This is a genomic window from Phenylobacterium sp., assembly GCF_036963605.1.
In the GTDB taxonomy this organism is placed as follows: domain Bacteria; phylum Pseudomonadota; class Alphaproteobacteria; order Caulobacterales; family Caulobacteraceae; genus Phenylobacterium.
In genome coordinates this window covers 1-19,623 of sequence record NZ_JBALUY010000069.1, presented here as the reverse complement: position 1 = coordinate 19,623, position 19,623 = coordinate 1, and the positions used below count along the sequence as shown (strand labels likewise).

General features: G+C 68.6%; 22 protein-coding genes and 1 pseudogene. 12 read left to right on the top strand and 11 right to left on the bottom strand.

Annotated elements, in window-relative coordinates; translation table 11 throughout:
- Nucleotides 1-643: UdgX family uracil-DNA binding protein (locus V7702_RS13075; RefSeq protein ID WP_335650543.1), on the top strand; the 643-nt coding region annotated here is incomplete at its 5' end.
- 32 nt (nt 644-675) lie between these two features.
- Here V7702_RS13075 and V7702_RS13070 read toward each other — a convergent pair.
- The 3 genes from V7702_RS13070 to V7702_RS13060 form a co-directional block, all read right to left on the bottom strand.
- The gene (locus V7702_RS13070; RefSeq protein ID WP_442958419.1) at nt 676-1,350 is read right to left on the bottom strand and encodes a TetR/AcrR family transcriptional regulator; all 675 of its coding nucleotides are present in this window, start codon (nt 1,348-1,350) and stop codon (nt 676-678) included.
- Between the two features lie 68 nt (nt 1,351-1,418).
- Entirely contained in the window at nt 1,419-2,594 is a 1,176-nt protein-coding gene (locus tag V7702_RS13065; RefSeq protein WP_335650542.1) for a vWA domain-containing protein, read from the bottom strand.
- Between the two features lie 108 nt (nt 2,595-2,702).
- Nucleotides 2,703-3,695: an aldo/keto reductase gene (locus tag V7702_RS13060; RefSeq protein ID WP_335650541.1), complete on the bottom strand. Its 993-nt coding sequence runs from the start codon at nt 3,693-3,695 to the stop codon at nt 2,703-2,705.
- Between the two features lie 100 nt (nt 3,696-3,795).
- Here V7702_RS13060 and V7702_RS13055 point away from each other — a divergent pair, with 100 nt between their 5' ends.
- The gene (locus V7702_RS13055) at nt 3,796-4,710 is read left to right on the top strand and encodes a LysR family transcriptional regulator (protein ID WP_335650540.1); all 915 of its coding nucleotides are present in this window, start codon (nt 3,796-3,798) and stop codon (nt 4,708-4,710) included.
- 56 nt (nt 4,711-4,766) lie between these two features.
- Here V7702_RS13055 and V7702_RS13050 read toward each other — a convergent pair whose 3' ends face one another.
- A complete protein-coding gene (locus tag V7702_RS13050; protein ID WP_335650539.1) occupies nt 4,767-5,264 on the bottom strand; it encodes a recombinase family protein in 498 nt (165 codons plus the stop codon).
- Between the two features lie 160 nt (nt 5,265-5,424).
- A complete protein-coding gene (locus V7702_RS13045; RefSeq protein WP_335650538.1) occupies nt 5,425-5,955 on the bottom strand; it encodes a GNAT family N-acetyltransferase in 531 nt (176 codons plus the stop codon).
- A 32-nt stretch (nt 5,956-5,987) separates the two neighbouring features.
- On the opposite strand from V7702_RS13045, the gene V7702_RS13040 reads away from it, so the two are divergent.
- The 5 genes from V7702_RS13040 (at nt 5,988) to dxs (ending at nt 10,724) form a co-directional block, all read left to right on the top strand.
- On the top strand, nt 5,988-6,917 hold the full coding sequence (locus tag V7702_RS13040) for a histone deacetylase family protein (protein WP_335650537.1): 930 nt from the start codon (nt 5,988-5,990) through the stop codon (nt 6,915-6,917).
- A 37-nt stretch (nt 6,918-6,954) separates the two neighbouring features.
- A complete protein-coding gene (locus tag V7702_RS13035) occupies nt 6,955-7,581 on the top strand; it encodes a histidine phosphatase family protein (RefSeq protein WP_335650536.1) in 627 nt (208 codons plus the stop codon).
- Nucleotides 7,582-7,652: 71 nt separating this feature from the next.
- Complete coding sequence (locus V7702_RS13030) at nt 7,653-7,895, top strand: exodeoxyribonuclease VII small subunit (protein WP_335650535.1); 243 nt, start codon at nt 7,653-7,655, stop codon at nt 7,893-7,895.
- Nucleotides 7,895-8,779, top strand: coding sequence for a polyprenyl synthetase family protein (locus V7702_RS13025; RefSeq protein ID WP_335650534.1), 885 nt, complete (start codon nt 7,895-7,897; stop codon nt 8,777-8,779). Before V7702_RS13030 ends, V7702_RS13025 begins: the two co-directional genes overlap by 1 nt.
- 28 nt (nt 8,780-8,807) lie before the next feature.
- Entirely contained in the window at nt 8,808-10,724 is a 1,917-nt protein-coding gene (gene dxs, locus V7702_RS13020; RefSeq protein WP_335650533.1) for a 1-deoxy-D-xylulose-5-phosphate synthase, read from the top strand.
- Here dxs and V7702_RS13015 read toward each other — a convergent pair whose 3' ends face one another.
- The 6 genes from V7702_RS13015 to flgF form a co-directional block, all read right to left on the bottom strand.
- Entirely contained in the window at nt 10,725-11,237 is a 513-nt protein-coding gene (locus tag V7702_RS13015) for a hypothetical protein (protein ID WP_335650532.1), read from the bottom strand. It lies immediately after the preceding gene.
- 47 nt (nt 11,238-11,284) lie between these two features.
- Entirely contained in the window at nt 11,285-11,764 is a 480-nt protein-coding gene (locus V7702_RS13010; protein ID WP_335650531.1) for a hypothetical protein, read from the bottom strand.
- Nucleotides 11,765-11,826: 62 nt separating this feature from the next.
- Nucleotides 11,827-12,558 (bottom strand): flagellar basal body L-ring protein FlgH, encoded by a 732-nt coding sequence (flgH, locus tag V7702_RS13005; protein ID WP_335650530.1) that lies wholly within the window; start codon nt 12,556-12,558, stop codon nt 11,827-11,829.
- Nucleotides 12,559-12,581: 23 nt separating this feature from the next.
- Nucleotides 12,582-13,325: a flagellar basal body P-ring formation chaperone FlgA gene (gene flgA, locus V7702_RS13000; RefSeq protein ID WP_442958420.1), complete on the bottom strand. Its 744-nt coding sequence runs from the start codon at nt 13,323-13,325 to the stop codon at nt 12,582-12,584.
- Between the two features lie 5 nt (nt 13,326-13,330).
- Nucleotides 13,331-14,119, bottom strand: coding sequence for a flagellar basal-body rod protein FlgG (gene flgG, locus V7702_RS12995; RefSeq protein WP_335650528.1), 789 nt, complete (start codon nt 14,117-14,119; stop codon nt 13,331-13,333).
- A 24-nt stretch (nt 14,120-14,143) separates the two neighbouring features.
- The gene (gene flgF / locus V7702_RS12990; RefSeq protein WP_335650527.1) at nt 14,144-14,881 is read right to left on the bottom strand and encodes a flagellar basal-body rod protein FlgF; all 738 of its coding nucleotides are present in this window, start codon (nt 14,879-14,881) and stop codon (nt 14,144-14,146) included.
- A gap of 216 nt (nt 14,882-15,097) precedes the next feature.
- Here flgF and V7702_RS12985 point away from each other — a divergent pair, with 216 nt between their 5' ends.
- From V7702_RS12985 to V7702_RS12965, 5 genes and pseudogenes are all read left to right on the top strand, one after another.
- Nucleotides 15,098-15,703: a flagellar basal body-associated FliL family protein gene (locus tag V7702_RS12985; protein WP_335650526.1), complete on the top strand. Its 606-nt coding sequence runs from the start codon at nt 15,098-15,100 to the stop codon at nt 15,701-15,703.
- Nucleotides 15,704-15,753: 50 nt separating this feature from the next.
- The gene (gene fliM / locus V7702_RS12980) at nt 15,754-16,797 is read left to right on the top strand and encodes a flagellar motor switch protein FliM (protein WP_335650544.1); all 1,044 of its coding nucleotides are present in this window, start codon (nt 15,754-15,756) and stop codon (nt 16,795-16,797) included.
- On the top strand, nt 16,797-17,315 hold the full coding sequence (locus tag V7702_RS12975; protein ID WP_335650525.1) for a DUF6468 domain-containing protein: 519 nt from the start codon (nt 16,797-16,799) through the stop codon (nt 17,313-17,315). The genes fliM and V7702_RS12975 overlap by 1 nt, the downstream gene beginning before the upstream one ends.
- Nucleotides 17,312-18,073, top strand: coding sequence for a MotE family protein (locus V7702_RS12970; RefSeq protein WP_335650524.1), 762 nt, complete (start codon nt 17,312-17,314; stop codon nt 18,071-18,073). Before V7702_RS12975 ends, V7702_RS12970 begins: the two co-directional genes overlap by 4 nt.
- Before the next feature lie 4 nt (nt 18,074-18,077).
- A pseudogene (locus V7702_RS12965) lies at nt 18,078-19,623 on the top strand (endoglucanase); the annotation flags it as partial.

Genomic DNA, 19,623 nt, shown 5'->3' with positions numbered 1-19,623 from the left:
CGTCCGCGCAGCTCGGACCGAGGCGCCCGCAAGTTCGGACGCGCCACCCGCAAGCCTGGCGGCGGTCGCCGCCGGGGTGGACGCCTGCCGCCGCTGCCACCTGTGGCGGGATGCGACCCAGGGCGTGGCCGGCGAAGGCCCGGCGCAGTCGCGATTGATGATTGTCGGCGAACAGCCTGGGGACCAGGAGGACTTGGCGGGGCGGCCCTTCGTCGGGCCAGCCGGCCAGGTGTTTGATCGCGCCCTGGCCGCAGCGGGGGTGCCGCGGGATGAGACCTATGTCACCAATGCGGTGAAGCACTTCAAGCACCAGCTGCGGGGCAAGCGGCGGCTGCACAAGACGCCGGAGACGCCGGAGATCGAGGCCTGCCGCTGGTGGCTGGACGCCGAACGCCGGCTGGTTCGCCCGCGGGTGATCGTGGCCATGGGCGCGACGGCGGCGCGGGCCGTGCTGGGCAAGGCCACGCCCATCGGCAAGTTCAGGGGGCAGGCGCTGCAATTGGAGGACCAGGCCCAGGGGGTGGTCACCTGGCATCCGTCCTATCTTCTGCGGGTTCCGGACGCCGAGGCCAAGGCGCGGGCGGAGGCGCAGTTCATCGAGGACCTGAGGCTCGCCTGGTCGCTGGCGGACCAGACCGCATAGTCGTCCAGGAATGGTCGCTGTCGACCGCGACGTCAGGCCAGGAAGCCGGCCTCGGCGAAGTCCAGCATGCGGCCCAGCAGGCCGTCGGCGTCCTGCTCGCGGGTCAGGCCGTCTGACAGGTGATGCAGCCGGTCGAACTCGGCGAAGCGGTTGTTGTGCACCATGCCCAGGCAGAAGTGCAGCCGCCAGTAGACGTCCTCCAGGGCCAGTTCCGGCCGCGCGGCGATCAGGGCGTCGGCGAACCGGCGCAGGTGCGAGACGTCGTTCTGCAGCACGTCGCGCATCTGGGCCGTGCCCTCGCTGCGGGCGCGGATGATGAACTGGACGGAAATCCGCCGGTCGCCGGCCGGATCGGCCCATTTCAGCGGCGGGGCGAACAGGGCCTCGAGGATGTCCCGCACCGGCGGCTTGCCCCCGTGGCGGTCATTGGCCTCGTGCAGCATCCGGGCCCGCTCGCGATTCAGCTCGGCGGTGCGCCGGCGAAAGATCTCGAACAGCAGGCCGTCCTTGGAGCCGAAGTGGTAGTTCACCGAGGCGAGGTTCACCGCGGCCTCGGCGGTGATGTCGCGCACCGACACATTCTGGAAGCCATGCAGGGCGAACAGGCGCTCGGCCGCGCAGAAGACGGCGGCCTTGGTGGCGGCTTCCTGCATCTCCGCCTCGGGTGGCGGAGTCGGCGTGGGGGGCGGGGTCACGGGTTCTGTCATGCGATTCTCAAACGTCCGTCTTCAAGCCTATCAGCCGTAGACGGACGGCGCCGCAGGGAATGGACCCTTTAGCGCGCCAGCTCGCGCATGGCCTTCTCCAGCCCCTCGAGGGTCAGCGGGTACATGCGGTCATTGACCAGTTGCTTCATCACCTCGACCGAGGGGGTGTGCTGCCAGTGGCGTTCGGCCGTCGGGTTCAGCCAGACCATGTGCTCATAGATCTGCGCCACCCGGTCGATCCAGACCGCGCCGGCCTCTTCGTTCCAGTGCTCCACCGAGCCGCCCGGATAGGTGATCTCATAGGGGCTCATCGTGGCGTCGCCGACGAAGATCACTTTGTAATCGCTAGAGAACTTGTGCAGCACGTCCCAGGTGTTGAGCTTCTCGGCGTGACGGCGGCGATTGTCCTTCCACACGGTCTCATAGAGGCAGTTGTGGAAGTAGTAGAACTCCATGTTCTTGAATTCCGAGCGGGCTGCGGAGAACAGCTCCTCGCAGATCTTGATGTGGCTATCCATCGAGCCGCCGACATCGAAGAAGATCAGCACGCTCACCTTATTGCGGCGCTCGGGCCGCATGTGGATGTCGAGATAGCCCTTCTCGGCGGTGCCGCGGATGGTGCCGGACATGTCCAGCTCTTCGGTCGCCCCCTCGCGGACCCACTTGCGCAGCCGGCGCAGGGCGACCTTGATGTTGCGGGTGCCGAGCTCGACGGAGTCGTCGAGGTTCTTATACTCGCGCTTGTCCCAGACCTTGATCGCCTTGCCGTGGCGGCCCTTGTCCTGGCCGATGCGGATGCCTTCGGGATGATAACCGTTGGCGCCGAAGGGCGAGGTGCCCCCGGTGCCGATCATCTTGTTGCCGCCCTCGTGGCGCTCCTTCTGCTCCTTCATGCGCTCGGCGAGCGCTTCCATGAGCTTGTCAAAGCCGCCCATGGCCTCGATCTGCGCCTTCTCCTCTTCGGTGAGGAACTTCTCGCTGATCTTCTCCAGCCATTCGGCGGGAATGTCGGCCGTGCCGACGCCGTCCACCTTTTCCAGGCCCTTGAAGACGTGGCCGAACACCTGGTCGAACCGGTCGATGTTCTTCTCGTCCTTCACGAGGGCTGCCCGCGACAGGTAGTAGAAATCCTCGACCGTGCGGTCGATGACCATCTTGTCGAGCCCCTCCATCAGCATGAGGTACTCTTTCAAGGACACCGGGACCTTGGCTTGGCGAAGCTCGGTGAAAAACTGCATGAACATGGGCAGGCCTCCCAAACAGCGGGACGAACAGACGTTTGACTGCCGAGGATGGGGCGGCGGGGCTGCGATGTCCAGCGCCCCGCCGCAATTCTCGCCTGCCGGCCCGGCTCAGCGCTCGCTGTCGAGCATGGCCATCTGGGCGTCGGGATAGCGGGCGCCGGCCACAGCCTCGGCCGGCGCGGCCTCCGCGATGGCCGCCAAATCCTCAGGCTCCAGGCGCAGCTCCAGGGCGCCCAGGGCTTCGGCCAGGCGATCGCGACGCCGGGCGCCGACCAGGGGGACGATATCCTCGCCCTGATGCAGGACCCAGGCGATGGCCAGCTGGGCCACGCTGACGCCCCGGGCCTGCGCCTGCGCCCGCAGGGTCTCCACCAGCTTCAGGTTCTGCTCCAGATTGGCGCCCTGGAAACGCGGGCTGTGGGCGCGGAAGTCCCCGGCCGGTCCTTCGCCCGCCGTCCAGTGGCCGCTGATCAGCCCCCGCGACAGCACCCCATAGGCGGTGATCCCGATTCCCAGTTCGCGGCAGGCCGGCAGGATGGTCTCCTCGATCCCTCGGGAGATCAGGGAATATTCGATCTGCAGGTCGCTGATGGGATGGATGGCGGCCGCCCGGCGCAGGGTCTCCACCCCGACCTCGGAGAGACCGATGTGGCGGACATATCCTGCCTGGACCAGTTCAGAGAGCGCGCCGACCGTTTCTTCGATGGGCGCCGCCGGGTCCAGGCGCGCGGGGCGATAGATATCGATGTGATCGACGCCGAGCCGCTTAAGGCTGTAGGCGCAGGCCGCCTTCAGAGCCTGGGGTCGAGCGTCATAGCCGAGCCAGGCGCCGTCGGGGCCGCGCTGGGCGCCGAACTTCACGCTGAGCACCAGTTCGTCGCGGGGCCGGCCGGCGATGGCCTCGCTGATCAGCATCTCGTTGTGGCCCATGCCGTAGAAGTCACCGGTGTCGATCAGGGTGATATCGGCGGCGAAGGCGTCGGCCAGGGTGGCGAGGCTCTCGGCCCGATCGGCGGGACCGTAAAGGTCGGACATGCCCATGCAGCCGAGGCCGAGGGCCGAGACGGTGGGACTGTGGGGTCCAGGTTGGCGGGTCTGCATGGAGGGCTCCTTAGGCAGGGGGAGAAGGCTGCAGGATGCGCTGACCGACTGTGCGTGATAATCTGGTTTTTCCGGATCAGGCTGTTCGAGAGTTCGCACAATGAAGGGCCCGCCCCTGGCCGAACTGCAGGCCTTCGCGTGGGTCGCCGCCCAGCGCAGCTTCCGGCGCGCCGCAGCGCTGAATGGGGTGTCGGCCTCGGGCCTGAGCCAGGCGGTTCGTAGCCTGGAAGAGCGGCTGGGGGTGCGGCTGCTCAACCGCACGACCCGCAGCGTCGCCCCGACGGATGCCGGCCTACGCCTGCTCGAACGCCTGACGCCCGCGTTCGGCGAGATCGGCGCGGCCCTGGACCAGGTGGCGGAAAGCCGGGGGGCGGTGGCGGGACCTCTGCGGATCAACGCCCCGGAACCCGCGGTCGAGTTGGTGCTGGCGCCCCTGGTCGGCGACTTCCTGGAGGCCCATCCCCAGGTGCGGCTGGAGATCGTCTCGGAGGCCGGCTTCGTCGACATCGTGCGTGCAGGCTTCGACGCCGGCGTGCGCTGGGAGGAGAGCCTGGCGCTGGACATGGTCGCTGTGCCGCTGGGCGGGCGTCAGCGCTATGTGGTGGTGGGGAGCCCCGACCTGATCGCGCGTCACGGCCGGCCCGAACATCCCGAGGACCTGCTGGGACGACCCTGCATCAGGCTGAGGTTCGCCAGCGGCTTCGCGCCGGCCTGGGAGTTCGAGCGGGCGGGGCGGGTTCTCAAGGTCGCGCCCGAAGGCCCTCTGACCACCAACTCCATTCCGCTGCAGCTGCGCGCGGCCCTGGATGGGGTTGGCTATTGGGCGACCTTCGAGGCCTATGTGCAGGATCTGGTGGCCGAGGGGAGGCTCGTCCAACTGCTGGACGACTGGACGCCAAGCTTTCCGGGACCGATGCTCTATTACCCCAGCGGGCGTCAGGCCCCCGGGCCGCTGCGCGCCTTTATCGATTTCGTCCGTGAGCGGCGAATTCGGGATCTTGCCGCCCGCGTCTAGATTCCTGCGTTTGAGCGCGTGTCATCCCCAAACTGGATTCCACTTTTCAGACGCGCCTAGGCTTCCAGCGCCCGCAGTTTGCGCCAGACGGTCATGCGCGAGACGCCGAGGCGTCGGGCGATCTCCACGGGGCCGACGCCGGCCTGCTGCAGGGCGCGGATATCCTCGGCCTCGGGCGCCTTGCGGCGCTTGCGGCCGGCCCAGGGCGGTTCGACGGCCGCCACCGCCTTCAGGGCCGCGCGCAGGGCGCGGCCGCCTTCGCCGTCGCTGGTGATGTCGGGTTCGACGACGAACAGGCTGGCGTTCCGCGCCTCGAGCCGGTCGATCACACGAAGGACATTGCGGGTGGAATGGCCAAGCTGGTCGAGACGCGTGACGACCAGCTGGTCGCCCTCGCCGATGAAATCGAGAATCGAATAGAGGACCGCGGCCTCATCGCCTCCGGGAGGCGCCGGCTCCTCGGCCCGGACAACGTGACAGCCGCAAGCCTTCAAGGTCGCAGTATCTTCCGACGACCGCGCGTCGCGCAGACGGACATAACCAATTCTCAGCATCCAACTGACGCCCCGTGGCTCTACGATGACAGCGCCACAAAATCCCAGAAGCAGGACCCTGCGTCAAAGCGCTTGCTGTTAAATCTCGGCAATAATCCGCCAATGGCGCGGGATTGAGGCCGTGCCCCGAGGCATGTGCCGAGCAAATATGACAGTTGAATTAGAAAATCTGTGCCGACCGCCGAAAAATGAACTCTCTGTCCACCACGGCGCCTACGGGGAAGCCATATTCGCCGACCGGACTGAACCCATACCGGCGGTAGAAGCGCTGCGCGCCATGGTTTAGCGACCAGACGCCGAGCCAGATATCCTGGCGTCCGGTTTCCTCCAACCAGGCGATCACGGTCTCGAACAGGCGCGCCCCCAGCCCGCCGCCCTGGGCCCGGGCGCGGAGATAGAGGCGCTTGACCTCGCCGGCCTCTGGCGTGACCTCCGGATGGGGCAGGTCGCAGGGTCCGGCCAGGGCATGGCCGACGACCTCGCCGTCAGCCTGCATCACCAGCCAAGCGGCCTTGTGCGGGTGTCGGAGGGTCTGGCGGGTGGCGTCCGGACCATAGGCCTCGTCCAGGAATGTCGCCAGGTCGTGGGCCGGATAGAGATGGCCGAAGGTCTCGGTGAAGGTCTCCCGGCCGATCCTGGCCAGGGCCTCCGCGTCGGAAGTTCCCGCACGGCGGATGATCACGTCTTGCATTCCGGGGCTCTGTCGGCCGTTAGAATAGGCCCATGATCGGTCTTTATACGCATGAGGACATGCTGGACCACCGCCCGGGGGAGGAACACCCGGAGCGGCCTGAGCGTCTGGCCGCCGTGATCGAGGCGCTGGAAGCGGCGCTGGACCTGGATGTCGAGCCCCGTGACGCGCCCCTGGTCGAGCGGGCCGATCTGCTGCGGGTTCACGACGCGGCCTATGTGGAGCGAATCTTCGCCGCTGCGCCCCGCGCCGGCCAGGTGCGGCTGGACGAGGACACGGTGATGTCGCCAGGCTCTCTTCTTGCGGCGCGTCGGGCGGCCGGCGCCGTGGTCGCCGCCGTTCGCGATGTCGCCGCGGGCCAGTTCACCCGGGCCTTCTGCGCCGTGCGGCCGCCGGGCCATCACGCCGAGCCGGGCGCCTCCATGGGCTTCTGCATCTTCTCCAATGTGGCCATCGCCGCCCTGGTCGCCCAGGCGGCCGGGCTGAAGCGGGTGGCGGTGGTGGATTTCGACGTCCACCATGGCAATGGGACCCAGGCGGCCCTGGCCGGCCGGCCCGACATTCTCTTCGTCTCGCTCCAGCAATGGCCCCTTTGGCCGGGCACCGGGCATCCTGACGAGGTGGTGGCGGCCAATGTGGTCAATGCGGTCTCCCCGCCCGGCGGCGGCCGGGCGGGCTGGCGCGCGGCCTTCACCGGCCTGATGGAGCATGTGGCGGTGTTTGCGCCAGACCTGATCCTGGTTTCGGCCGGCTTCGATGCTCACCGTCAGGATCCTCTGGGCGGCGGCGTGGCCGGCCAGCAGCTGGAGGCGGAGGACTATGGGTGGGCCACCGAACAGATTGTCGCCGTGGCGCAGGTCAGCGCCCGGGGCCGGGTTGTGTCGGCGCTCGAGGGCGGATACGACCTTGAGGCTCTAGGCCGGTCGGCGGTCGCGCACGTCTTGGCCCTGCAAGGGGGGTGAGGGCGCGCCGCGGACCTGGCGCGAACCCTGGGATGACATGGCCGATTCATTGACCGTCGAGTCTCAGCCTTCCGGGGCCGCAGCGCCCCGGCGTCCGGGCGCCATCATCCTGGCCCGGCATGGCGAGCCGGCCATCAGCCGCAAGATCTGGATCAACGCCGAGGGCTATCGGCAGTTCTGGGCCAAGTACGAGGTGCTGGGCATCCTGCCGGGCCAGATCCCGCCGCAGGCCCTGGTGAGCTTCGTCGCCGAGGCCGGGCTCGTGTTCTCCTCCACCCGCCAGCGCTCCATCGAGACGGCGATCGCCCTGACCCAGGGGCGAGCCTTCGACAGCGACGCCATCTTTGTCGAGGCGCCCCTGCCGCCGCCCAACCTGCCGGGCTTCATCCGCCTGACGCCGTCCATCTGGGGCTTTCTCGCCCGGGTCTGGTGGTGGTTTCTCAACCACCATGAGGGGGAAGAGACCCGCCGCCAGGCCGAGAGTCGCGCCGACCGGGCCGCCGAACGGCTGATCGCCTCGGCCGAGGAAGGCCATGACGTGGTGCTGCTGGCCCACGGCTTCTTCAACTTCATGATCGGCCGGGCCTTGCGCCAGCGCGGATGGCAGGTGGTCATGAGCGAGGGCTATAAGTACTGGTCCATGCGCCGCTTCGAACGCCCTTAAGGGACGGAGCCGGCTCGCCCGTTGCGGGCGGGGCCACGTCTCTCTAGGTTGGCGCTCTCCCGAGGAGCGAAATGTCCGAGATCAACGACATCCAAACCCTGACCTTCGAGCAGGCCCTGGCCGAGCTGGAAGGCATCGTGGCCAAGCTGGAATCAGGCCAGGCGGCCCTGGACGATTCCATCAAGCTGTATGAGCGGGGCGCCCAGCTCAAGGCGCACTGCGAGGCGCGCCTGGAGGCCGCTCGGCTGCGGGTCGAGAAGATCGTGGTCGGCGCCCAAGGAACCCCCTCGGCTGAGCCCGCCGAGTTCAGCTGATGGCCGTGTCTGTCGAGCGCCGCGTGGCCGAGGCCGCAGACCTGGTCACTGTCGCCCTCGACGAGCTGTTGCCCCGGGCCGATGGACCCGAATCGCGCCTTACCGAAGCCATGCGCTATGCTGCTCTAGGCCCCGGCAAGCGCCTGCGCCCCTATTTCGTGCTCGAGACCGGGCGGATGTTCGGGCTTGAGGAACGTCCGCTATTGCGGGCGGCCTGCGCCCTGGAATGCATCCACGCCTACAGCCTGATCCATGACGACCTGCCGGCCATGGACGACGACGACCTGCGTCACGGCCGCGCCACCGTGCATAAGGCCTATGACGAGGCCACCGCCATCCTGGCCGGCGACGCCCTGCAGGCCGCGGCTTTTGAGATTCTCGCCCATCCCGACAGCCATCCCGATGCTGGCGTCCGCGGTGAGATGGTGATGCGGCTGGCCTCGGCCAGCGGCGCCCGGGGCATGTGCGGCGGCCAGATGATCGACCTGCTGGGGGTTCGTGACGACCTGGGCGCGGTGGCCCGGATGCAGCGGATGAAGACCGGCGCCCTGATCGCGTGCGCCTTCGAACTGCCCCTGGTCATGGCCCATTCCGGCGAGGCCGAGCGCCACGCCCTGATGGTCTTCGCCCAGGACTTGGGCCTGGCTTATCAGATCATCGACGACCTGCTGGACGCCGAGGGCGACCCCGATCTGATGGGCAAGCGGGCGGGCAAGGACGCCGCCATGGGCAAGGCCAACTATGTCACCTTGCTGGGCGCCGGAGCGGCTCGGGAACGCCTGAATATCCTGGTGGAACAGACCAAATCGCATCTCGATCCGTTCGGCCCGCAGGCTGATTTCCTGCGGGCGAGCGTCGATTTCGTGCTACAGCGCCGAAACTAGTCTCCCCATCAGTTGTTTGCCTCACTTCATGTCCTCAAAGACACCTCTGTTGGATCAGGTCGCGGCGCCCGCCGACATCCGCGGCTATGGCGTGGCGCAGCTCCAGCAGGTCGCTGACGAGCTCCGCACCGAGACCATCGACGCCGTCTCGCAGACCGGCGGCCACCTGGGCGCAGGCCTCGGCGTCGTCGAGCTGACGGTGGCGCTGCACCATGTCTATGAGACGCCCAAGGACATCCTGATCTGGGACGTCGGCCACCAGGCCTATCCGCACAAGATCCTGACCGGCCGCCGCGACCGTATCCGCACCCTGCGCCAGGGTGGCGGACTTTCGGGCTTCACCAAGCGCGCCGAGAGCGAATACGACCCCTTCGGCGCGGCCCATGCCTCCACCTCGATCTCGGCGGCGCTGGGCTTCTGCGCGGCCCGCGACCAGGCCGGCCGCGACAACCGCGTGGTGGCGGTGATCGGCGACGGCTCCATGAGCGCGGGCATGGCCTATGAGGCCATGAACAATGCGGCCGAGACCACCAAGCAGCTGACCGTCGTGCTCAACGACAACGACATGTCCATCGCCCCGCCGGTGGGCGGGATGAGCGCCTATATGGCCCGCCTGGTGTCGGGCGGCGGCTACCAGTCCCTGCGCAATCTCGGCAAGTCGGTGGCCAAGGCCTTCCCGCGGCCGATCCAGGAAGCCGCCCGCAAGGCTGAGGAATATGCCCGCGGCATGGTCACCGGCGGCACCCTTTTTGAAGAGCTGGGCTTCTACTATGTCGGCCCCATCGATGGCCACGACATGGAAGCGCTGGTCGCCGTCCTCAAGAACGCCCGCGAGATCACCGACCGGCCGGTGCTGGTCCATGTGGTGACCCAAAAGGGCAAGGGCTACGCCCCGGCCGAGAGCGCCGCCGACAAGCACCACGCCGTGGTCAAGTTCGACGTGGTCACCGGCCAGCAGGCCAAGGCCCAGGCCAAGGCGCCCGGCTACACCAAGGTGTTCGCCACCGAGCTGATCAAGCAGGCGGAGCGCGACCCGACCATCTGCGCCATCACCGCGGCCATGCCGTCGGGCACCGGCCTTGATCTGTTCGGCCAGGCCTTCCCGGATCGGACCTATGATGTCGGCATCGCCGAGCAGCATGCGGTGACCTTCGCCGCCGGCCTCGCCGCCGACGGCATGAAGCCGTTCGCCGCCATCTATTCCACCTTCCTGCAGCGCGGCTACGACCAGGTGGTCCACGACGTGGCCATCCAGGGCCTGCCGGTGCGCTTCGCCATCGACCGGGCGGGCCTGGTGGGCGCCGATGGGCCGACCCATGCCGGCTCGTTCGACGTGGGCTTCATGGGCGCTCTGCCCGGCATGGTGCTGATGGCCGCCTCGGATGAGGCGGAACTGGCCCATATGGTCGCCACGTCGGTGGCCATCGACGACCGGCCCAGCGCCTTTCGCTATCCGCGGGGGGAGGGTTCTGGCGTGGCCATTCCCGACTTCGCCGCCCCGCTGGAGATCGGCAAGGGCCGTGTCGTGCGCGAGGGCACGGCTGTGGCCTTGCTCTCGTTCGGCGCCCGCCTGCCCGAATGCCTGAAGGCCGCGGACATGCTGGGCGCTCGAGGGCTTTCGACCACCGTCGCCGACGCCCGGTTCGCCAAGCCCCTGGATATCGACCTGATCCTGCGCCTGGCTCGAGAGCATGAGGCCCTGATCACTGTCGAAGAAGGCGCCATGGGCGGCTTCGGCGCCTTTGTGCTTGAGGCTTTGGCGCGCCACGGCGCCCTGGACGCCGGCCTCAAGGTCCGCACCCTGACCCTGCCCGACATCTTCCAGGATCATGACAAGCCGGAACTGATGTACGCCCAGGCCGGTCTTGACGCCGACGGGATCGTGCGCACGGCCCTTGCGGCGCTAGGGGCCGATGTCGTGGCGGCCGCCGGCCGCCGTGCCTGATCAGCGACAGTAGCGCAGGAAGCTTCGCAGCTCTCGGCGCGGCGCTGCGGGCGGAGCGATGACGCTACCCAGGGCGGCGAGGCGAAGCTCACCTGTCTTGGCGAAATTCTCGGCCACCGGCGCTCTATCGGCGAACTCGACGCGCACCGCCGAGCCCTCGGGCGTGGGCCCCACGGTGGCCTGACCTGGAATGGTCGTGGTCTGGTCGCCGGAACTGAGGGTGACGCTCACCGGCCAGGGCGCGCGCCGACCCACATCATCGAGCCACGCGCCGTTTTCATTCCGCACCGCCAGCGTCCGGGCCGCCGAGAAGTAGGCGACGATCTGTCGGGTGTCCTTGGCGCAGCTCAGGGCCAGAATCACGGCCTGGCCGTCCGGGGTCGCATAGCCCAGCTCAACGGGGTCAGACTCCGCGCGATAGATCCAGCCAGGCTCCTGGGCGGCCGCGGCTGGCGCGAAAGCCAGGGCCAGGAAACCGAGCATGCATGCGGACGGGGAGGGTAGACGGATCATGGAGCCAGCTTAGCCGCACCCCGTCATCGGCTCCAGCCGCTTCGCGATCAGACGGGTTGACCGCACTGGCCGAAGAAGTCGGCCACCATCTCGTGATCGGCGCCGACGGCCGGGGCCGAAACCGTGCGGCCGGCGGTCCTGACATCCAGATCACCCGTGCGGGCGAAGCTATTCAGGGCCGGCGTGTCGGCCGAGGCCATCTCCATCACGACGCCGACCCCCTGGATGGGCGTGGGCGCCACGGGGCTGGTCAGTTCGAAACCTTCCCGCTGAGAGGCCAGACCGACCACGCCGGACCCCGTGTCCGACGTGGTGACGGCGACCTCCACCTGACCCGACTGAGGCTGGCAGCTCAGCATGACCAGCACATTGTCCGACCGCGCCTCGCCATAGACCAGCTTGAGGCCCTCGCTCTGGGTGTGGTTGAGCGCCCAGGCCATGTCGGCGCGGGTTTCGGTGTTCTGATGGGCGCAGGCCGCAGCGATGACGAGGGCTGCGGACAGGCCGAAGATCGAACGGGTGCGCATGGTCTGGCGTCTCCTTCGCAAAAGACAACGCCGACCCTGGCCGGGGGTTCACCCGTTTGGGCTCAGAAGGGCGAGAAGCTCTCCACCAGGGACTGGCCGGCGGGCGTCTTCTGCACGCGGCTGATATCGCCACGGCCGCCATAGCTGATCCGCGCCTCGGCGATCTGCGAGTGGCGGATGGTGTTAGCCGAAGTGATGTCCTCAGGCCGGATGATGCCGGCCACAGACAGCTGGCGGACCTCGTTGTTGGTCCGGACCTCCTGCGTGGCCTGGATCATCATATTGCCGTTGGGCAGCACGGCGGTGACGACGGCGGCCACAGTCAGGCTGATCTTCTCAGAGCGGGAGACTGAGCCCGAGCCGGTATTGTTGGAGGATGAGTTGGTCGAGATGGCGTTGGCCGGATCAAATCCGCCCGGCAGGATGCGGCCCAGGCTCGACTCCAGGCCCAGGAAGTTGGGCACGCCCGCCGACATGCCGCCGCTGCGGCTGCTGTTGGTGGAGTTGGAGGTCTGGGCGCGGTCGTCGATCTCGATCTGGACGGTGACGATGTCGCCAACACGGTTGGCCCGCTGATCGAGGAAGAAGGCCCGGGCGCCGCTGCGCCACAGGGAGTTGGCCGAGGCCGGGGTCGGCATGGGCTGGTTGGCCGAGGCCAGGATCATCTGCTGCTGCGGAACCAGGGCGGCCGGATAGCGCACCGGCGTCAGGTCGGGGCCGGCGACGGCCTCATGGACGGTGGAGCAGGCGCCGAGCGGCAGCAGGGCGAGGACGGCGAGGGTGGCGAGGCGCATGGCGCGATCTCTCTCTTTGCGGGTCAACGCAGGGCGTAGCGGGTGGCCGGGGCGGCCTGAAGCTGGTCGGCGGCCGGGCCGACCGCGGCCTGGCCGGGTCCGGTGGCCACGGCCTGGATGGTGCGTTTGGAGCTGAGGTTCTGGGCCGCGAAGGCCTCGCCCACAGTGGCCCGGCCCATGGCCTTGGCCTTGGCGCTCAGCACCATGCCGGCGGCCTCGTAGGTCAGGGTGATGATGTCGCCCGTGGCGATCACCTGGGGCGCGCTCACGTCCCTGGCCGAAACCGCCGAGCCGGCGCGTAACGGGCGCCGGGCCGAGAGGCCCACCACCTGGTCGGCGTCGTGCGGCGCATCTCCAGGCGCCATGGCGGCCTTGGCCCAGATCAGGTCTTCAGGCTGGACGATCTCGCCGGTGGAGAGGCTACGCGCATAGGTCAGCACCTCGACATTGCCGGTGCGCGCGACCGAGGCCGAGCCCCCGCTGGCGCCGGAGCGGACGATGATGCGGCGGACGCCCTCGGCGTTGGCCCAGTCGAGGCCCGCGCGACGGGCCAGTTGCTGCACCGCGCCGGCGTCGAGCACGACGCTCAGGCCAGGCTTGGCGGCGACCCGGACGCCGGCGGCCGAGCCGGCCCCGTCAAACAGGTCGCCCAAGGTGACGACGCCGTCGGAATCGGCGGTTTCCGCCTTGAGGTTCACCGGCTGGCCGGCCTGGGCAGCGGCGGCGACGCCGAGCCAGAGTCCGGCGGCGAGGCTGAGACGGCGCAGGCTCATCATGACTTCACCGAGTTGGCGGCCTGCAGCATCTCGTCGGCGGCCGAGATGACCTTGGAGTTCATCTCATAGGCGCGCTGGGCGACGATCAGGGCGGTGATCTCGGTCACCGCATCGACGTTGGAGGCCTCGGTATAGCCCTGCAGCAGATTGCCGAAGCCGTCGATGCCCGGCGCTCCGACATTGGCGGGGCCGGAAGCCGCGGTCTCCATCAGCAGGTTGTCGCCGATGGCGCTCAGGCCGGCCTCGTTGACGAAGTTGGCCAGCTCAATCTGGCCGACCACCTCGGCCTCGGTCTGGCCGGCGCGGACCGCCTGGACCTGGCCGCCCTTGGACACGGAGATCGAGGTGGCGTCGTTGGGCACCGCGATGGCCGGCTGGATCTCGTAGCCGTCCTCGGTGACCAACTGGCCGTCGGCGTTCAGCGACAGGTTGCCGGCCCGGGTATAGGCCATCTCGCCCGACGGCAGCAGAACCTGGAAGAAGCCGCGGCCTTCGATGGCGACGTCATAGGGGTTGCCAGTCTGGGTGACCGCGCCCTGTTCGGTGATGCGATAGACCGAGCCGGCCTTCACGCCGCCGCCGATCTGAACGCCGGTGGGCACGATGGTTCCCTGTTCGGAGGACTGGGCGCCGGCCCTTTCCATGGTGTGGTAGAGCAGATCCTGGAACTCGGCGCGCTGCTTCTTGAAGCCCACCGTGTTCATGTTGGCGATGTTGTTCGAGATGACCTCGACGTTCAGCTGCTGGGCGGACATGCCCGTCGCGGCGGTGCGAAGTGCCTGCATGGGTGAAGACCTTCTCTAAGAACTCTAGTTCGCGCGGCCCATGCGCTCGACGGCGCGGCGGGACAGGTCGGCGGAGGATTCCATCATCTTGGTGACGCTCTCATAGGCCCGGGTGACCTCGATCAGCCGGGTGATCTCCAGGATGGGTTTGACGTTGGAGCTTTCCAGCATGCCCTGGTGCATCCGCACGTCGGGGGCCGGGGCGGGGTCGAGATTGGCGGTGTTGCGCAGCAGGTTGTCGCCGGTCTTTTCCAGCACCGAGAGATCGTCGAAGCGCACCACGGCGACCCGGCCGACGATGTTCTCGCCCTGGCTGATCGTGCCGTCCTTGGCGATGGTGACCTTGCCGTCCTCGGGATTGATCACGATCTCGCCGCCGCCGTCCCCGGCGAGGGCTTGCCCGCCCTGGGTGGTGATGCGGCCCAGCTCGTCCAGGCGGAAACGACCGTCCCGGGTGTAGCGGGGCCCATCATCGGTGAGCACTTCGAAGAAACCCTCGCCCTCGATGCCGAGGTCCAGGTCCGAGCCAGTGGTGAACAGGCCGCCCTGACCGAAGTCGCGGGCCACCCCGCCGTCGAGGACGAACTTCACCGGTCGCGGCGCGCCGTCGTTGGAGGCCGGCGCCTTGGGCTCGGTGCGAGCCATCAGCGACTCGACCTTGAAGCCCACCGTATCGGCGTTGGCCACGTTGTTGGCGATGATGTCCAGCTCGCGCCGCAGCACCATCTGGCGCGACAGCCCGACATAAACCGCATTGTCCATCCGCTCGCCTCCCTGGGTGCGACATGATTGTCCCCCTTCGGCCTGCAAGCTTTGGGCCACTTGAAATCGTCAATAAAAACAGTGGCTAAGAAGGTTAATTTTGGCGCTCTGGCGGTTTCTGCCGGGCAGGATCGACCGCCGTTAACAAGTGTAAAAACCTATCCTTAACCACCGCTCTGGCATGGGTGAGGGGTAAGATTCTAAGGAGCCGCGCGCGTGGCCAAAAACAAGGTCAAGGAAGCCCCCGGGGACGGCGCTGAAGGCGCTGAAGACGGCGAGGGTACGCCTACCAAGAAGAAGCTTTCGCTCAAGCTGCTGATCATTGGCGGCGTGGCGGCCCTGGTTGTCCTGGGCGGCGGCGGGACGGCGGCCTTCATCTTCCTCAAACCCAAACCCGCCGCCGAGGGCGAACACGCCGAGAAGGCCGACCACGGCAAGGAAAAGAAGGGGAAGGGCAAGGAGGGCGAGCATGCCGAGGCGCCTGAAAGCCCCGCGGTGATCCGTCCCGGCCCCGAGGGCGTGGTCTTCTACACCCTGCCTGACATCGTCGTGAACATGCAGACCGCCGAGGGCAAGGCGACCTTCCTCAAGCTGAAACTGACCCTTGAACTGCCGGACGGCACGGTGACCGAGGAGCTCGATCCGAACCTGCCGCGCCTGCAGGACATGTTCCAGACCTTCCTGCGCGAACTGCGGCCCGAGGACCTGTCGGGCAGCCAGGGCAGCTACCAGCTGCGGATGGAGATCCTGCGGCGGGTCAATCTGGTGATCGCGCCTGCCAAGGTGAACGCCGTCCTGATCGAGGAGATGCTCATCAACTGATCCGCAAGCTCGCGGACGGTTGAGCTTTCGCCATGGCAGACGACAGCGACATGACTGAGGAAAACGGACCGGACGCCTGGGGCGGCGGCGGCGAGCCCGATCCGTTCGCCGGGGCCGAGCGCATCCTCAACCAGGATGAGATCGACAGCCTACTGGGCTTCGACCTCTCCGACGACGAGTCGTCTGAGCGCACCGGCATCCGCGCCATCATCAACTCGGCCCTGGTCTCCTATGAGCGCCTGCCGATGCTGGAGATCGTCTTCGACCGCCTGGTGCGGCTGATGACGACCAGCTTGCGTAACTTCACTTCGGACAATGTCGAGGTCAGCCTCGACAACATCTCCTCGATCCGGTTCGGCGATTATCTGAACTCCATCCCGCTGCCCGCCATCCTGGCGGTGTTCAAGGCCGAGGAGCTGGAGAACTACGGCCTGCTGACGGTCGATTCGAACCTGATCTATTCCATCGTCGACGTGCTGCTGGGCGGCCGCCGCGGCACGGCGGCCATGCGCATCGAGGGTCGGCCCTACACGACCATCGAGCGGGTGCTGGTCCAGCGGATGGTCGAGGTGGTGCTGGCCGATGCGCGGGCCGCCTTCGAGCCCCTGACGCCGGTCTCCTTCGTGCTCGACCGCCTGGAGACCAATCCACGCTTCGCCGCCATCGCCCGGCCGGCCAACGCCGCCATCCTGGTGAAGCTGCGCATCGACATGGAAGACCGGGGCGGGCGCATCGAGCTCCTGCTGCCCTACGCGACGCTGGAACCCATCCGCAAGATGCTGCTGCAGCAGTTCATGGGCGAGAAGTTCGGCCGCGACAATATCTGGGAAGGCCATCTGGCCACCGAACTCTGGACCACCCAGATGGAGGTCCGCTGCGTCCTGGACGAATTGCAGATCCCCCTGCAGCAGCTCCTGAACCTGCAGGTCGGCGACACCATCACCCTCAACGCCACCCCGGAATCGCCGGTGGAGCTGAGGGCCGGGACCATTCCCCTGACCCGCGGCCATATGGGCCGCCGCAATCACAACATCGCCGTCCGCGTCGAGGCGCCGCTCTCGCCGCAGGCCCGCAAAGCCGTGCAGAGGATCTGATGAGTCTGGTGGCGATCTCCATGAACCTGCTTCTGGCGGTGCTCCTGGCCGCGGCCCTGATCATGGGTTGGCGGCTGAACCGCCGGCTCAAGGCCCTGCGCGACAGCCATGAGGGCTTCGCCCAGGCCGTGGCCGATCTGGACGCCGCCGCCCGCCGGGCCGAACAGGGCCTGGCCGATCTGCGCGCCGCCACCGACGAGGCCGCCGAAACCCTGGGCGACCGGGTTTCCGAAGCCCGCCAGCTCTCCAGCCGCCTGGAGCGCCAGATCAAGGAAGGCCCGGCCCTGCATCAGGCCGAGGAGGCCGAGCGCGCCGCCGAACGCCGCCTGGGGTCCCTGCTGTCGGGCGCCCACGAGCTGCGCCCGCCGCGTCCGCGGGCGGAGCCTGAGCGTCCCTCCCGGCCGCTGTCTCGCCCGATCGGCCAGCCCGTCTCGCGGATGGCGCGGGCCTTGGAAGACGATCTGTTCGACAGTCCCGACGCCGCCGGCGCGGGCGAAATGCGCAGGGCCCGCCGATGAAGTCCGTTCCCCGCATCCTGCCCATCGTCGGCGTCGCCATCGGCGGCGTGCTGCTGGTGAACGCCCTCGCCGGGGCCCAGTCCCTGCCGGAACTGGTTTCCGGCGCCCGCGCCTTCGCCGAAGAGGCCGTGGGCCAGGCGGAGGAAAAGGCTGAAACCGCGGTCGCGCCAACCGGCGAGGGCGCGGACGCGGCTGCGACTTCTTCGATCCCCAAGCCCGTCCAGGCCTGCGCGCCGACGGCGGCTGAACTCGCCCGGGAGGCGGGCCTGTCGCCGGCCGAGTTGCAGGTCCTGCAGAGCCTCGGCGCGCGCCGCGGTCAGCTGGACGCCCGCGAGGAGTCCATGGAGACCCAGCTCGCCCTGATGGCCGCGGCCGAGGCCAAGCTGGACGCCAAGGTCAAGGCGCTGGACGGCCTGAAGAGCGACATCGAGGGCCTGATGGGCCAGGCCGACGCGGCGGAAAACGCCGAGGTCGCCCGGATGGTCAAGGTCTTCGAGACCATGAAACCCAAGGACTCCGCGGCCCGAATGACCGTGCTGGACGACTCCGTCCGCCTGCCGATCGCTACGGCCATGAAGGAGCGCGCGCTCTCGGCCATGCTGGCCGCCATGCCGCCGAACGAGGCCAAGAAGCTGACCGAAAGCCTGGCCAGCCGTTTCGACACCGCCCGCACCCTGGGCCAGGCCCTGGAAAAGACCGAGGCCCAGGCCGCAGCCGCCGCTCCCGCCGCCGCCCCGGCGACCAAGGCCGGCGCCTGATCCCATGAACCTCCGGCGGGCCCTCCATACCGGCGTCGCAGCGGCCTGCATCGCCGCCACGGCCGCCGCCCCGGCGGGGTTGTCGGCCCAGACGGCGAGCCCCAAGGCGGCGTCGGCGGCGAACGCCAATCCCCTTCAGGTGCGCGTCGCCCAGGCGCGGGGCTTCTCGCGCATCGAGTTCCAATGGCGCGGCCAGGCGCGCATGACCAACCGCCAGGCTGGCCAGGTGGTGACCCTGCGCTTCAGCCGCGACGCCGAACCGGACATGACGCGGCTGCGCGTCTCCCCGCCCAAATGGCTCAAGAGCGCCGAGGCCCGCCATGTGGGCGGCGTCCTGGAGTTGGACCTGATCCTGGAAGAGGGCGCAGAGGCCCGGGTGGGCCAGGCGGATGGAGCGGCCTTCGTCAACATCTTCCCGCCCTCGGAGGTGGCCGAGGCGCCGGCCACATCTGCTCCTGGCCTCCCGGCCCCGGCGCAGGCTGCGGCCCTGGAGCCGGACCCCGTCCGGCCCAATCCGGTTCCTGCCGATGGCGTGGTGCGCCTCGACGCCAAGCTGCAGGGCGCCCAGGTGCTGCTCAGATTCCCCTGGGCCGCGCCGACGGGGGCTGCGGTGTTCCGCCGCGGCGACGCTGTCTGGGTGGTGTTCGATGCGGCCGCCCGCCTGGATGTGACCCGCGCGCCTCGGGGTCTTCGGCAGTTTGGCCGGATGGAGGCTTTCCGCGGCCCCGACTATTCGGCCCTCCGCATTTCGAGCCCGGTGAACACGCCGGTGTTCGTGATCAGCGAGGGCGCGACCTGGACCGTCGCCCTGGGTCCAGGCGCCCAGGCTCAACCGACGCCGATCCGCGTGCGTCGCGATGAGACCGGAGGCCCGGCCGCCTTGACCGCCGCGGTCTCCGGCGTCACCCGCATCGTCCGCCTTCCCGATCCAATGGTCGGCGACACGCTCACCGTCGCCACGGCGCTTGGGCCGCCCAAGGGGCTGCTGTCGCGGCGCGAGTTCGTGCAGATGTCCCTGCTGCCCTCGGTCCAGGGCCTGGCGATGGAGAGCTTCGCCGAGGACATCACCCTCACGCGCCAGGGCGATCTGGTGGCCATTGGCCGGCCTGCGGGCCTGGCGCTGTCATCGCCCTCGGCCATCGCCAACCGTCGGGAGGTCCCCAGCGGCGCGCCGCAACCGGCCGGCCGGCCGGCCCTGATCGACTATGACAACTGGCCCAAGACCGGGTCCGGCGGCTTCCTCGCGCGCTACAACGCCCTGGTGACGGCGGCGGCCGAGGAGGGCATCGACGGCGCCGAGAGCAAGGTCGCCGCCCGCATGGCGCTGGCCCGTTTCCTGGTGGGCTCGGACCTATCCTTCGAGGCCATCGGCGTGCTCAACGATATGGCGCGCCAGCATCCGCAACTGATGAACGACGCGGAGTTCCGCGGCCTGCGGGGCATCTCCCGGGTCATGGCGCGGCGTTACAAGGAGGCGGCGGCCGACTTCTCCGCGCCGGTGCTGGCCGACGAACCCTCTGCCGCTCTGTGGCGGGCCTATCTGGCCGGCG